The organism is Acinetobacter sp. CIP 102637 (genome assembly GCF_000368425.1).
Lineage (GTDB): Bacteria > Pseudomonadota > Gammaproteobacteria > Pseudomonadales > Moraxellaceae > Acinetobacter > Acinetobacter parvus.
In genome coordinates this window covers 764,268-781,166 of record NZ_KB849435.1, presented here as the reverse complement: position 1 = coordinate 781,166, position 16,899 = coordinate 764,268, and the positions used below count along the sequence as shown (strand labels likewise).

6 protein-coding genes and 1 pseudogene are annotated in these 16,899 nt (G+C 36.7%); all 7 read right to left on the bottom strand.

The window, feature by feature from the left end:
- Nucleotides 1-60: 60 nt before the first annotated feature.
- Nucleotides 61-6,360 (bottom strand): DEAD/DEAH box helicase, encoded by a 6,300-nt coding sequence (locus F967_RS06670; RefSeq protein WP_004798980.1) that lies wholly within the window; start codon nt 6,358-6,360, stop codon nt 61-63.
- A 1-nt stretch (nt 6,361) separates the two neighbouring features.
- Nucleotides 6,362-9,730 carry an STY4851/ECs_5259 family protein gene (locus F967_RS06665; RefSeq protein ID WP_004798978.1) on the bottom strand — a complete coding sequence of 1,123 codons (3,369 nt, stop codon included), beginning with the start codon at nt 9,728-9,730 and terminating at the stop codon, nt 6,362-6,364.
- 131 nt (nt 9,731-9,861) lie between these two features.
- The gene (locus tag F967_RS06660) at nt 9,862-12,924 is read right to left on the bottom strand and encodes a type I restriction endonuclease subunit R (protein ID WP_004798977.1); all 3,063 of its coding nucleotides are present in this window, start codon (nt 12,922-12,924) and stop codon (nt 9,862-9,864) included.
- On the bottom strand, nt 12,912-14,954 hold the full coding sequence (locus tag F967_RS06655; RefSeq protein WP_004798975.1) for a DUF262 domain-containing protein: 2,043 nt from the start codon (nt 14,952-14,954) through the stop codon (nt 12,912-12,914). Before F967_RS06655 ends, F967_RS06660 begins: the two co-directional genes overlap by 13 nt.
- A 3-nt stretch (nt 14,955-14,957) precedes the next feature.
- The gene (locus F967_RS06650; protein WP_004798973.1) at nt 14,958-16,355 is read right to left on the bottom strand and encodes a DUF262 domain-containing protein; all 1,398 of its coding nucleotides are present in this window, start codon (nt 16,353-16,355) and stop codon (nt 14,958-14,960) included.
- Nucleotides 16,356-16,394: 39 nt separating this feature from the next.
- Nucleotides 16,395-16,601 (bottom strand): annotated as a pseudogene (locus F967_RS13705) (DUF4268 domain-containing protein); the annotation flags it as partial.
- Between the two features lie 26 nt (nt 16,602-16,627).
- Nucleotides 16,628-16,899, bottom strand: a 272-nt coding sequence (locus F967_RS13700) for a zinc ribbon domain-containing protein (protein WP_155756417.1), incomplete at its 5' end; no start/stop codon positions are given.

Here is a 16,899-nt window from a genome sequence, read left to right as displayed (position 1 = left end):
AGCCAATCTAAAGTAATAAAACATCACTTGTATTTTTAATCGTAAACTTTTCACACATTATTATATTGAAACAGCTACAACTAAATCACCCTCTCTCTTTTTGACATAAATGTTCGTTGGATTCTGCTCACCATTTTTAACAACTAAAAACTTCTGTAAATCTGTAAGTCCATTCGCAACACTTATGAAGTCCTTTTGGGCATTAAAATAGACATTTCGTTGTGACAATTTATGACTCTCAAATAATCTCCAATAGCCAAGCCCCTGATCGAGCTGAATATCAAATATAGTCCCCGACTCAAAAGTTATAGTTAAATTTCGCTTGTGATACAGAGCCTTACCATTATCATAGGTCATTAAATCTATTTCTTTTTGGGATATATCTAAATTATCAGTTAATAGTTTTTCAAAAACCTTCTCAAATTGTTTCACACTATGGTAATCATGATGAAGGATCGTTGGTAAATCTTTTGTCTCATCATCAGAAATAACTGTCTTAATCTTCAACTGACCAATATTTCCAACTTGATCCTCAAGCCCCTTTAACCAACTAACAATTAACAACATATTGCTAGCTGACTTGATATAACGATCTGAATACTCGATACTTTTTATAGTTTCATTCCGGCAAATTTCTCCGAACCCACTAGTACTTTCAGCAACCAAATTCCAGAATTTACGACCAAAACTACATAAATCAACATTCAATTGATCAAGAAGATCTAATCCCACAATCGAGCTTTGATCTTTTTCTACTAAAGTTGGTAGTGTTATGACTTTCTCATTCATCAACTTATAAGTTTCACTAACTCCAACTATCGCATTTGTATTCAACCACTCTTCATTTGGTATACGACTATTCATATCTGGACTAACAACTGTAACAATACGATCTGTCAAATGTAGTTGTGCCACAATAGATTGATGAATATTGTCACCTTCAACAAATTGTACATTGAAGTGTGTTTGTAAAAATTTCAGCTCAGCCAAATATGCTTTAGAACCTATGATAGTTTGGGGTACAGAAATATCGATTTCTAAATTTGAATCCTCTGCCCATCTAGCAATTGTTTTTTTAACACTAGCAGATAACAACTCCCAACTATCAGAAACTCCACCCCAATTCAACATTAGTTTCTTAGCCCCTAATGAAACATGATATTCGATGCATTCTTTCAAGCTATATGGCCAATATTGTGCTCCAGAGAAGAATGATAATTCTTCAGTAGAAATAAAGTTTTTATAGTTTGCACCTAACCACTTTTTAGCATCATGACGATTTAACAAACTGTAATGATGTCGTGACTGTGAATCTAAAAGACAATGAGCACATACAGACTCACAATGTTTCGGACATTCAAGCTCATCGACCATACTAGATAATAACGACTCAATGTGACGAGGGGCTGAACTCGCAAATCCTGCTCCACCACTAATGACGTCATACACCTGAATAGCTGTAATCTGATGATTACCATCTAATAATATTGGGCGCTTGCCATATCCCAATTCATTAGCTGAGATACCTAACTTTTTCGCTAATGCTTTTCTGAAAGCCACAGCCAAAGTAAATGCTATACTTTCATTTTCTTTACTATCTGTAAGATATTCATTACGTTCAGGGTGATGTAACACCAATTCAAAGATATCTGTAGTCATATAGCTACCTAGATGTAAATCTTTGATTAAACGCTCACTGCCTTCACAGAACTTTCTTTGCCCATTTTCTCGATCATGTTTAGATGGTTTTAATGGATAATGTTTCTGCTCTGGTGAAAGCGACAATGGAAATTTTTCCTTTTCCTTTTGGGATTCTGCTCGACCACATTCAAGGCACACAGCATAACCATGCCCATATAAACCTGAACTATAATTAAATACATGCCCCGATGTATCGGCAACCATAAATCCTAAGGCACTATTCGGCAAGCTTAATCTTGCCCCCTTTCCAGCGATCCAAGGGGTTTGGACAGGTATGAAAGTTTGTGTTGTTACATCGTTACTAGGTTCTTCATAAAAATCATGAACGAAACCAGTTGGCTGCAGAACTTTACGTTGCTCATTTATGCGAATTTTTTCACCGCAACTTGGATTATCACAGTAAACATTATTAATATCGACTGCACTATCTGTATTAAATCCATTTTGACCGCAATGTACACAGCGCCATGCCAAATCAAATTTCTGTGCTTCTTTTGCATCAGAACTATGAATATTATGCCAAGCTAATGATATCCCTTTGGATTTAAAAACCCTTCCATCCAATACAATTTCTGAACCCGGCGCATATTCTCGAATAGCGACAGCTAAATTTCGACTTGGCATATCACGTAATAAAGACACATTATCTTCTCTAGACTTTCGTTGCTTTTCAGCATCTCTATCTTGCTTTTGACGTATGTAGTCAATGACATTGGTCGTTTCAAATGATGCAATATCAGTTGGGAAGCCATACCCTGGTAGAAAGCATTTAGCAGCAAGTTCTCTTAATAAATATTCATCACTGAGTCTACGCATTTCAATACTTAATCTATAAGCGTAAGCACTACCTTTCACTGCCTCACTCATCTGTGTTTCTAGTCGCAGGTATTCTCTTAACCATTGATCACGCATTTCAGTGATTTTTTGGATAGTGTTCCCTAAAATACTTTCAACGGAATCAAAAGATAAATCGGTACCTTTGATTAATTTTTCTAGCGCATAAGAATATGTATAAATATTGGCTTTTAACCAATTAATAAATCGATTGCAAACAGAAATATCTTCGTCACCATTTGCTAAATAAAACCACTTCAAATTTAATTTAGTTTTCTCAGCATCTGTATTTCCAATCTCATTTTTTAAAAAGAAAGAGAGATACATGGAATTGACATGCCTTTGGATCAATCTCTTAGAGTTTAAAGCGACATAAGGTGCCGGAATACTGGTCTCAAAAGCCCATTTAGGGTTATGAAATACTTGTTGATCATGTGGATTTGACTTACAGATTGTGTAAGAAAGTGCTCTAGATTCTTTACTACGACCCGCACGACCCGCACGTTGCAGATAGTTTGCAGGATGTGGTGGTACGTTATTCATCACCACTGCTGAAATACCGCCAATATCAACCCCCATTTCCATAGTAGTTGAACAGTTCATTACATTCACTTCGCCTGATTTAAATCGCTTTTCGTAGTCTTGTAATCGCTCACTTGCTTGCTGTGCCGAATGTTCTGCAACTCGATAATACATGCCACCTTCAATAATTCGATCACAAAGATCATTCCACAAATTTAAAGAGCGTAGCTCCTTAATTGTCTCATCATTAGCAATTAATTCACGGATGTATTGAATGTTGTCATGATGATCTTTATTGGAACTAAACACCTTCAAATTCGGCATTTTTGTCTTTTGACAAATGAAAGCCTCTTTACTCTTTGGAATACCCGTCGGTAGATATGGCGTAATACCTTTGAAGGTAGTATCAATTAATCTATGAGTGACGGGACAAATAAATACGTGTTCATTCAATGAAAATTTGAACTTTTGTGGTCTAATAAAAAATTGACCATTATCACTTTCTAAAATAGCTATATCTTGAGTCAAAACTTTCCAAGCGCATTTTAGCCATTCATCGGCGATATCTATATCAATTGGAGCATTTAAATCTAATTGCCCACCTAATGCTAATAGTTTCACTAAACGATTATTCTTTCGCTTAGAAGCTAAAGGCCATTGTTTACTAATTTTATCTTCTGTTAATTTTGAATCAGGTCCAAATAGTCGTTTTGTAACAATTTTCCTCCCCATCCAATTTGAAATACTTCTATCTATATGAATGTAGTAATACTCTCGCACATAGAAATCTAGAACGACTTTTAAAAAGTCCTTCCAGTCTTGTAAGTTAAGGCCTTTAGATTCCCAATATAAAGGAACACTGGTAACTTTTTCTAAACCACTATAACCAACTTTTACTAATCCCAACGTTTCAGTACTATTTCGATTACGTGGACGTCTGCTAAATTCACTCAACAATAACATTGAGATCAATCTATGTGACCCTTCAGTTTGATCTCCAAAAACTTCCGGAGAGTAATACTTCATTGCGTTCAGTATTGAAAAGTTAAAATCGGATAAAGCTGTAAGCTTCTCGATCATCTCTTTCCATGAAATCGAACTTTCGTCTGAGGTGTCTAATTTCAATAGTTCCTGTTGAAGCAATGTCAGAAACATCTTCATCTTTGGATCATGTTTTATTTGTTCAATTTGCTCCTCAATTTCCTCTCGAGACATCTCCCCACCCGATAGATCAGGTATTTTTTTTAACATTTCCACCACAGCACCCCTTAATCGTGAACGCTGTGCCTCCTGTTGCATCTGTACGGACATTCTTGCGGTGCCTTGGCGACTATCCGTAAATGTAATTAAACGACGTCCAAATGAAGGTAAGCTTTGAGGTGAAATGTTCGTAACACCATTTTCTTCTAACTCTTTAATCGTAATATCAGGACAAAATTCTAAAATAGTCGGGATTGCTTTAGTAACATAAAAAGGTGCACCAAGAATGCTTCTATTTACAGGCAAATAACCTTCTTGCGTCTCTAGCTCACAGTAGTGGCATTTATTTGATGTCGCAAAAAGATTGAATTCCTCTTCCCCTGGATATTTTTCAAAGCCTCCACGATCTAGATTCAGCATCTCCCCGTTATCATTTACACTTAGCAATATTGATTGATTGTAATCTATTAACTTGTTCGAGCTATTATTAATGTCGGCTTCTTCAATTTCATCTTCTTCAGTTAGCAGCGAAAACTCATCAATTTTGACTTCCCCAACTTGTTTAAGCTGACGAATACCATCATTAGCGTCAACGAGTTGCCCTAATAAATGTGGTGAATTACATTCTTTACAAAATGTCAGCTCCAAGACTGGTGATTCACATTTACACTTTTGTTCACACGTCGCATATACATTACCGTATGGCCATTTTTTTAATGCTGTACCCTCTTTTTGATTACAATGAGGATTAATACAACTCCACAAGCCATGCGTAATTCTTTGTAAGAAGTGAGCTCGTACTTTTAGGAAAGCCTCTTCTTTTTCTTGTGCTTTTGTATTTGTTAGTAAGTCAATCCAAGCAATAATTTCGACTTGATCCACTGAAATAGCATAGTCGGCATTTAATTTTTCTTTAATTTCCAAAGATGTTAATGGCTTATAACTTTCTCTACCTTGTTGAACAATGATTTCCCGAATTGCTCGTGCTGTTTGATTCGATTCTAATGCTTCAAAACGTTTAGCACTAACTTCTAAATCACTCTCAATTTCAGATAATTCTTTTAAACTGAGTTTATTGTGATTCGTTTCAAGTTTTAATTGTGGGACTGCACGCTGGCCACCTATCACTTCGATTTGACTTTCCTCAATACCAGCCAACTGAGATAAATAGGTCTTTAATTGTTGTTCTGCATTACTGTCAGCAATGGTTGCAGAAGTTGCGACAAATCTTACATCTTTGGCCTCAACACCAAAGGCCTCTAAAACACGTCGTAACTGCAAGGCAAGCTCTGCTGCCTGTGATCCAACATAGCTATGAGCTTCATCTAAAACAATCCAACGCAGGCTTTTCTTTGCTCTAGATTTTTCAATAATCGGTGCATCAATTTGACGCACCATAATATATTCCAACATCGTCCCGTTGGTCACCAAGATTGGAGCAGGGCTTTTCCTCATCAATTCTCGTGTTAAGACTTGATAAGGACGCTCCTTTTGCAATGTTCTTTTTGAACTCTCTGATTCAGGTGTATTCCCGTTATACAAACAGTATCGTAACTTCCCACCGAAGTGCTGAGTCCAAGCACTTAAGCGCTCCTCCTGAGAATTAATCAACGCATTAAGCGGATATAAGAATAGAGCATGCACACCTTCCAACGGCGCATTGATATTTTCGCTTAATTCAAATAAATCATTCAGAATTGGTACCATAAAACATTCTGTTTTACCTGAACCTGTACCAGATGTGACAACAATTGATTTTTTATCCGCTAATAAGTTTTTCCAACTTTTTAGTTGATGTTCAAAAGGCTTAAATTCTGCCCCAAAGCGATAGCGACCATTACTCTGCGAATCCAAAGCACTTACAACTGACTTCGCTAATAATTTTCCACTTAATTCTGTCATCGTCACAGGTGCTTGTTTCCAAGCAAAAGTATGCTCAAAAACAGGTGGAGCTAAAAATGAAAATTTGCTTCCCGGAAGCTGAGACATTTGTTCAGCAAGGTGTTCTCTTAACTCAGGATCGTTGATCCCTAATACGCTTAACGTTGATTCTTTTGTACGCTGACATGCTTGTTCTAATAAATCGGAATAATAAGGTTGCATATTAGTAAGCCTTTAAATTTAATAAATAAGATGTTGTTATTTCAAAAATTGAGTTAAACCAAGACTGGTCAAAATCACGGATCTGACGAATCTTATGATGAGTTAAACTATTTGATTTATCTTCAAGCACAAAACTGGTTAGACCTACATTTTTTAGCGCAAGATAAATTGGCAAAAGAATAACTGATGCATGCTGTGGCAAACTGACCATAGGTTTTAATGGAAGATTTAGGTTATCTTTTTCGATCCATGCGGTGAGTTCTTGCTGGAACCACGTTGGCCACAATTCACCTTCAGGCTGATATCTCAATAAATTCTGAAGATAATGACCGTTAACAATGTTATTCAACTGATTAGAGGTTAGTCCATTTAAAACTGGCTCATCAAAATAATAAGCTTCTAAACCTGGATTTAACGTTGAAATGTCTTGAGATAAATTTGCATATCTCGCTTTCAGCGTTTTTTTAACAATGGCCTCAGGGATACCTTGACTCACATAGAGTTCAAAAGTTTTAGATATTGCATTTTTCCAAGCTTCACTAGGAATTAATTCCCATACTAAATCAAACTCTCGCTCAAAGCGTTGATAAATATCATGTTCGAAATCCAGTAACCATATCGCCAATGCCAAACATGATGGATTTCGTACTAAATCCTTCCACACTTGAAATGTGACCAACGGTAGATGGTTATATTTTGAATATAAGTGGTAAAGATACAACCATCCAGAGTTTTGCAAATCACTCGCCATAAGTTCTAAGTAATCTGCGATACTATTTGGGTTAAATGTTGGATGATAATCACGTACGGCAGTATGTAAGGTATCCGCAGTTTCAAAAGACAATGAATCTTCTTTTATCTGTTGCGCTATGAATTTCGGTCTAAATTTAATTGTTCTTTCATCTCTAGGAATAATTAAACATGGACCCACATTGCTCAATCTTGGTAATTTATACTTACCTGTTTCAACACCTTCAGTTGTAACTGGTTCGAGTGGTAAAACGGCCTGTTCAGGTTGGTTTAAAACCATGATGACTGGATCAACCACTTGTGAACCTGAAAGATTCAGACCACTTAAAAAATAATGACCTTGTTCATCTATTTCAAACTCGGTTTGATAATGTTTAATCTGATAATTTAAAGCTTGTTTCCCACCAGTGACTTCGAGAATAATCCGTGCATCTAAATCTTTTGTTAATGCCAATAATTCTTCTATTTCAGCTCGATAATGAATAAGTGATTCTTGATGTGGTTTTCCACTCACCAAAAACTTCCAGTTGAAGTAAGGGGCATCAATATCACGGATATGACTACTTTTTAGCCTGATTGTCATCCGAAAATTGGTTGGCTTATTTTCTGGTGCATATAGACATAATCTTGAACCGAGCAAATCATCTACAGTTAATATTTTTTGTTTAATCGGCTGGTGATTCCCGTTATAGAGCGTTGCACCATGTGACGGAAATGGTAGTAATAAATCTACTTGATCTCCCAAATTCAGCATCAAATTAAGTTTGATATTTTCAGGTGGATGCTCATTGCATTTTAGATGATATTCATAACCATATTGCCCATGTATATCATCATTCAGTTTACGCGCCTTAAAGCTCACTGCTTGATGATCAGCAGTGATTCCTAAACAAATGATATTACTTTTGGTTAGAAGACGAATATCTGCTTCATTAGGGGTATCTCCTGCCAACAATTCAATTTTTAGGTCTTCAGGAAAAATTACAACTTTACGCCGCAATACCACATTTTGTGCGGTATTTTTAATAGTTAAAGTCTTTACACCATATCCACTAGAACCTACATGATGAGTTAAAAGCTTTTGTTCTGCATAAATAGCTAAACTATCATTTTTTGACTGCAAACCCGTTTCTATATAACGTGCCTTAGGTCTTCCTAAAAAAGCCAACGAAGGTACCGTAGGCCAAGTAAACTTCGTACCAAAAAGATCTACAAGTTCTGATTTTTCGTGATATTTAGAGCATTGAATCTGATATTGCTCTTGATTATCTCCAATAATTTCAATATCACCTTTTACCTTGTAAACATGCTGGCCAAAAGCATTCGACAAATGCCCAGTGACACAGTCCTGAGAAGTAAATTGATATGATGGCGGTAAGAGTAAAATAATTTCCGATTCTGCTGTCTTGAATGAAGCCTGCCCAATAAATGGACAAAGCTCTCCTTCATCCTGTGCAAATGCAACAGGAACACTACCGATTTCTAAACAAGTTTGAGGTAATTCTTTTTGATAAAGAATTTGATCTTTATTTTGTAGTGCCAGAATCAATCCATGTTGATAATTCTTCCTAGTGATAATACGCGTTTGTGCACCTATACGTATATTCACTGGCTTCTTAGCCTCAGGCCTTGCCATAAACGTGGCTGTGCCAAGTTTTGCTAAGGGTTCATGTGCTTCATACAATACAATTTCTACTCGAGGAGGAATCCCTTTAACGTCCTCCAAAGTAATTTCTAAGGAATTTGGTAGGAAAACTTCAGTTAAGATTTGATTAGAATTGCGGTTAAAAAAACTCGCACAGGATAAAGCATCCTGTTTTGTCTTCATTTGCTTCAATTCAGTACTAGAAGTAACCAGTAACTGATTTAAAAACTGCTCCGCTACACTACTTTCTAATGGTAGAGGAAATGCTTCCCTCCACTTCGGGAAATTGTTAGATAAATAAGCTGCTGGATTATCTGTATTGTCTAATTGATGCGTTTCAACCAAATGAACAAGATGTTCTGCCATGTCTGAAATAAGCACTCGCGTTTCATGCTCCTTGAATGCCTGTGGCAGATAACGAGTATAAGCTTGAATCAGTTGGTCATTTATTTCAGGGTTATAATGTCTATAGTGACTAAACTGCGCCACAATACGTTTAAATACAGTCTGATAATGATTGCCTTTTTCCATTAAAAGATTTGAAGGGAATCCCCCTTCTTTAAATGCAGAACCAAGATAGTTGGTATGATTTGAACCTTCAAATTTAAGGATCGGACGCTTCCAAAAACCCTCTAAGCCTTGCTGAACCACATAGCGAATATCATCCAAAGGTTGAAAGCCCAGTTCATCATATACAGGCCCCCAACTCCAACCACTCTTATATTCTCGACGAAACCATTCCGAAACAAATAGTGTAAAAACTGCACACCATTCACGACCAGGTTTATGGCTTTTTTGATCTTGTTGGCTATATCTCAGCGTACGCTTTAGGTCTTGATATTCTTCTAGGGTAATATGATAGCTATACAGGGGATGACTTGTTGGCTCAGTAAGTTTACGCGACTCAAAAATTCGCTTAAGAATATGTCTAGCACTCAATTGCTCCCCTAATATATCAGATGCTAACAACTCCATAATGCCCCCATTATTATTCCCTGCTTCAAATTAAATAATATAATCGATTCAATGACCTATACAAACCTAAAGGCGTCATAAAGTGTCGCTTAGATAGGTTAATTTTCATTATTTAACTCATATTTTAAGAATTACCTCATAACACCCTGTTGCAAACTATATTTCCATGACATTCTAAATGCAGTATCTTTTGAATAATGCTTGTACATATCCATATCGATCTTTCTTTGACGTAACATCACTTCATTCATAATCTTGTCAAAAGCCAAATCTTTGGTATGCGGATCAGGATTATTCAGATACTTGCTTTCAAAATCAGCATGTTCCTTGATCTGTTTTAAGATATTTACAAATTTTACTTTTTGCTCCTCAGGCGTTGCAGCCCAACCACCAAACCAACGTTCATTAAACGTTTTAATGATTTCATCTAATGGGTCTTCTTCAGTTTCACCGCCATGAGCACCACGAGGATTCGAGTTTGTCGGATCTAGAACTGTTTCTTCAGCATCTAACTCAATTTGCTCATTCAGTTTTTTACGTTGTAAACCATAGGAGTTTAAATCAACTGAATTTAACAACTCGTCTAAAGCATCTGCTTCTGGATCTTCAATTTTGAGTTTAGGAATCAAGAATTTTAAGAACCAATATAACTTTTCCCAAGCTGCAACCTCGTATGGCAAAATTGAAGCCATCTGTCCGTAAATCTTCACAAACTGCTTTGCCTTGATCTTGAAATCAGCTTTATCTTCAGCGCTAAGCTCTAACTCAGCATCAAAACGTGCAACGGCAGTATCAATAATTGGACTTAATTTTTCTGCATCTACTGAATCAAAATATTTTGTGGCAAAGTCTTCGACTTCCGATGATTCATATACTCCAACAGTATCTAGCTCATCTTTTAGTTCGTTGAGTACATTAATATCGGTCGCTTGTGACAACGTAGTCGACGTGTAGAAACGATCAAATGATTGTTTGATATCTTCTATTTCATTGAAGAAATCAAGCACAAATAGATCTTCTGTTCTCTTACCCAATTTAGGGGCAGAACGGTTTAAACGAGAAAGTGCCTGAACGCACAGGACGTCCGCCAACTTTTTATCAACGTACATCGTGCAAAGCTTTGGTTGATCGAATCCAGTGAGGTATTTATTGGCAACAATCAGTAAGCGATACTGATCTTCATTCACGCCTACAGGCTTCTTGTCACCCACATAGCCACGATCGAACATATCTTTAGTGTCATTATCAGAGAATCCATTGAGAATCGCTTCTGAATATTCAATACCATCTACTTTCTTCTCACCAGAGAAAGCAATGATGGCTTTAAATGGATATCCTGCTTGCTCAAGCAGTCGGTCAATCGCTTTGTAATAACGGATTGCAGACTCAATATTTTGAGTCACAATCATCCCTTTGGCCTTGCCTTTTAATTTCTTGGTATTTACCACATGTTGAATGAAATGATCCAACATTACTTCAGCTTTGATATCAATGGTCTGTTGTGTTTTCTCCACATAGCTTCGTAAGGTTTTCTGCGCTTTTTTAGTATCGAATAATGGATTGTCTAGAATCGACTTCTCAATTTCATAGAAGCTCTTATATGTCGTGTAATTGGACAAGACATCTAGAATAAACCCTTCTTCAATCGCCTGTTTCATCGAATACAGATCAAAAGGTTTAAAAGAACCATCAGCTTGCTTTTCACCAAACTTTTCTAAAGTCGTGTTCTTCGGCGTTGCAGTAAAAGCAAAATAGGATGCATTGCCTTTCATCTTACGTGCCAACGTCGCACTTAAGATTTTATCTTGAGCATCTACACCATCACTGTCTTCATTGGCTTTACCCATGACTTCATTCATTTTGTCATGTGCAACACCCGATTGAGAGCTATGCGCCTCATCAATGATCACAGCAAAACGCTTTTCACTTAAGTCTGCAATTCCATCAATAATAAAAGGGAATTTTTGAATCGTAGTAATAATAATCTTTTTGCCATTTTCTAAAGCAGATTTCAGCTCTGAAGACTTATGGGCATGTGCCATAATATTCTTAACTTCTGAGAATTCCTTGATGTTCTCTTTAAGCTGTTTATCCAGAATACGGCGATCCGTCACCACAATCACTGAATCAAATAAGGGATGTTCTAGCCCTCGGCTTCCTGCAATGTCTTTTTCTACTGGGTAGGCTTCAATCAACTGAAATGCTGCCCATGTAATCGAGTTTGACTTACCTGAACCTGCCGAATGCTGAATGAGGTAAGTTTGCCCCACCCCTTTGGTTGAAACATCATGAATGAGACGGCGTACCACGCTGAGCTGATGATAACGAGGGAAATAGAGATTCCTTTTATCTAATAAGGTTTTCTCATCACCATCTAGTCGAACAAAATGCTGAATGATATTTGCCAAACTCTCTTTAGAAAGTAGCTCTTTCCAAAGATATGCCGTTTTATGCCGCTCTTCGTTTGGCGGATTTCCAGCACCTGCATTATGTCCCTTGTTGAAGGGTAAAAAGAAGGTATTCGCCCCAGCAAGCTTCGTGGTCATATAGACTTCATCAGTATCGACAGCCATATGCACGATACAACGTGCAAAGCTCAATAATGGCTGTGTGATATCACGATCTTGTTTATATTGCTTTTGACCATGATGACGAGCATTTTGCCCTGTCCATTCATTCTTTAATTCAAAAGTAATAATCGGAATACCATTTACGAATACCACCATATCAATTTCTTGTAATGGATTGGCTTTTGAGTAACGTAATTGGCGAGTCACACTGAAAATGTTCTGCTTGAATCGGTCTTTAATCTTCTGAGAACTACTTGCCAACGGCGCTGGGTACATCAACTGAAAATGCGCTTGATCTACGGCGAGACCTTTTTTCAGTAGATGAATCACCCCATGCTTACGGATCATTCGATCAAAGCGTTCATAGATTTTACGTTGCCAATCGTGTGGATTAAATTTTTGAATCTTTGCCAGTTCATCAGCTTGTGTTTGTTCTAAGAACTGCCAGAAATATTGGGTATCTAAGGCATACAACATGTCAAAATTTGCAGGTGAACCCGATACAAAGCCATGATGAGGTAGAGAAATATCGGTTAAACCTGCTTTAACATTTTCAAGGCATGTTCCAGTTAGGGCTTTTTCAATTGCCATTTCTAATGCACGTTCATTGGTTAAACTGACCATGTCACACCCTTATCTTTATAATGCTGTTGCAATACATTCAGCATATCCTGCTGATGTTCAATAATCGTCTTGATGTCCAGTTCTTTGCTATCACTATCTATACGATCAAATAAATTCTTTAGTTTTAATGAATCATAAACAGGTTTTTCATAGAAATCAGCTCTTTTGACACGAATAGGTTTATTACTATATTCCGAATTTTGACTCGGACTGAGCAATGCCAAATTGCCAAAAGCATGCAAATATTGGTCGTCTAACCCTAAGCTATATTTTTCATTCTGTGGATGTATATGTTCAATCGAATTCTTGGAGCTAATACGATAGCCTTTAAACTGTTTTTGATCACGACATTGCATCAAATTATCGAACTTGATGGCTTTCCATAATGTGTATTCAAGTTTCTGAAACCAATAATGTTTAAATCCAGTGCCTTGAGGAGTATTTAAATTTGCTTTGATATTATCAAAAGAGTCCTTTGCAACTTCTACCCCTTGGGCCAACAAATAACTTGCTTGTTTCTGAGTCTGCGTTGTTAAAGAAAGTGTATTGTCAATTTTTTCAAGAATGCTCAATGCTTCCTCATCACAAGCCTTTTCACCACGCTGTTCAAAGACTTTTACTAGTTCCATTAAATATGGCGTCAGCCAATAATGTGCATTACGGTCAGTTGTGAAAATACAAACGCTTTGCAATTGCTGTAGTGCCGAATACTCCTGTTTTGATCTTGGATAGGAGTCATTTTTATCAAGTGCTGATATATAGGTTAATACTAGCTCCTCTGATCGACTCTCTTCATCTTCTATCCATCTTACCGCAAAGCGATCAAACAAATAACGAACTTGCCATAAGGTCTGTATAAATGCCTTAATATGAACTTCATCTGCTTCTTCTAAAAAATCATCAAAGATTTCTTGAAGTTTTGCGCCTGTCATTCGTTGCTGAATATCTGTACCTAAGTTTGCTTGAATTTTATAAATTCTTAAGGCATGAATCAGCAATAAGTCAAAACTTAAAAAAGAACGAAAAGTATAATTAATTTCTTCATTTCCTAAGCTTTTTACTACCGGCTGAATCTCTTTCTTAAAGCTGATATTTTCATTATTGATGTGTGATTTAAAATCATCAAATATCTTAGAAATTGAAAGATCTAGCTGTTCCACATCAGATAAAATTCGCAAGCAGAGGAAAGCCATTTTTGATGGCTGATATTTGACTAAATCAGCAAAGCTCAATTTTCGCCAACTTTCTATGCTGATTTTCCCTTTGAGTAATCGTTCAAAATATTGATTCATATTTTGGCAGATATCCCATATTTCACTATAAAGGACTTTATCTGTATTTATCTTTTTAAAGATTTTTGCTTTTACCAAGTCTACAGGCTCTAACTGAACACCTGCTGTATTCATACTGCTAAATATCTTATTCAAATCTGTATCAGTAGGGACGATGTTGTTTACCCAAGTCACATGGTGGTAAACATAATCTAGATATCCAATTAAAACACCTTGATTTTTCAGTGATTCTAAATACTGACGAATAACAACTAAGCCTTGTTCAATTTTTTCGAGATATTCATCTTCTTGGGCATTGAATACATGCTTTGCCGTAACCTTGGCCAATCCAGAATGTTCTTGCAAAAAAGCTTGTACATTTTCTCTAATTTCAAAATGTAATCTTGGTTGTTTTTGAATACTCGCGACACCTAGTATTGGATGCGTTATTTTTTCTGTTAAGCTCATACAAGCTAGAGAAAATAGCATCAGAGTCGTCGTTCGTTGTTGTCCATCAATCAACTCGAGTACATCAACATTTTCATTTCCTAATACGATGTTTCTTCGAGCCGTCAGGGTACTTCCCACATAATAATGAGGTTCTTCAAGTATATATGCTGAATGAATATCTTCTAATAGTCGTTTTATTTCATCGCTTGTCCAAACATAAGGGCGTTGGTAACTCGGGATAATGAATTGATATTTTTGCTCTACGACACGTTGAAGCGTCAATAATTCTGTATCTACACACTGATTCATTTCTTACCCCAAATTCTTTATTTTCTGCGTTAGCTGTTCGAAAAAGCCCTGTTGTATTTCTTCGTTTTTCAAATTCAGTTCAAAGTGCTTTATAGTTTCTTGAATAAAGGTTTTTTTGAGGGACTTTTTAGTCTCATCCAGATCATACTCCGTAACCACAAAATTCAAACTATCTAAATGTTTAAAAGAATCTTCGGGTCGATAAGCCATCACCAAATGATCTAATAATTGATTCTCTTTGAGCAGTTTAGGTACGCTCTCCGCTTGTACTCTAGTCTTATTCGTTGCTCTTGGTGAATAGGCCACACGGAAAAACTTTTTCGCAAAAATATCTAATTTGTATTCACCAAATTTGCTTACATATAGCATGATGCCAATGGCATATAACTCTGCTAAAAAATGACATCCTTTTAGCTGTTTTAACCACTTTGTAAATTGGTAATACTCTGCTAGATACGCTACATCCAAGTTTTGGTAATACTTTAAATACAACTGATTGTAGTATTCTAAGTATGAAATGGTATTAATCCCTGCATTTAATGGTTGTCTGAAATGGTAACTGTTCGGCGTGCTGATCTGTGAGGAGCGATTGACAGGGTTATACTCTGTGCTGATTTGGCTATAAGCAATATCTTCTGTACCTTTTTGGGTATTCTTTGAAAATTCTTCAATAATGGCATTTTTAATTGCGACTTTGTTTTTATAGTAAGGGATGTCTCTGAAGTTAAGAACATTCCAATAGCGCCCTAATAATAATCTCCATACCGTCTCAGAAAACTCCCCCAAGCTTTCCCATTTTTTGGCATAAAACGTTTGGTGTTTCTTTTGTTGTTCTGAATTAATCGCACGAAGATGATATGCCTTAATAATATCGATACCAGATAAGCGAACACCGCCTGTATTTTGCGTTTCAAAGAATTTATAAGCATCGTCTTCTGATGTTGTAACCACCAATGAAATAACAACCTTTTCAAGATCAATAGTTTTTTCCCATTTATCTTTAATCGAGTGTAGATAGGCTAAATTGCGTCGGATATGCTCAACACTCACATTCGAGTGATAGCTTAAAGTGACATCTTGCAGTTGTTCATTCAAGTAGCCAAATAACGTTAAACTGGTCAACCTTTGCTGACCATCAATAATATTCAACTCTGTATCTTTGGCATGTAAGATAATACTGCCTAAGTAGTAAGCACTGCGTTTCGATTTTTTCTGATGCTCTTCAATATCAGTAATGAGTTGATCCAGTTGTTCTGCATTCCAAATATATGGTCGCTGATATTCAGGTATCTTCAATTTACCTTGTATATCTGCTTGGTCTTGAACCTGAATATTTCCACCACGAAGCAACTGTGCCACATTGCACACTGCTACTTTAATCAACGCTTGTGATTCTGACACAACCTACCCTCAATTTTAAATTTTTAGATCTATGTTTTCTTACTTAATCACTTGATACGCTTCATTCATATATGGCTTAAAGGCTTGCTCAAGCTTTTGTATATGTTCCAAATGCCATGCGATATGACTTTGCCATAAGTCCTGATTATGACCATCGGTATTCAAAATAAACTCAATCCGAGATGATTTCTTAGCATCTAATCTTAACCACTCTAAAGGCTGACCAAATTTGTGCTCAATCTCGTCTTTACGTTCTTGACATCCTCCCCCACCTAAAGGAGGGGGATTCCTACTGCGAGACGCTCATGTCCGAGCGCAAGAATATTCAGTGCGGAATTTACATCCCGATCATGGAGCGTACCGCACTCCATGCACTGCCATTCTCTTATTCCAAGACCTGTCCTACCTTTCGGACTACTACAGCGTGAGCCACAGCACGAACACGTTTGGGTGGTATACGCTTCATTGACTTCTTCATACCATACCCCTGCGTTCTCGCATTTATACTTAAGCATGGTTCTTAGTGTTGTCCAACTTGCATCTA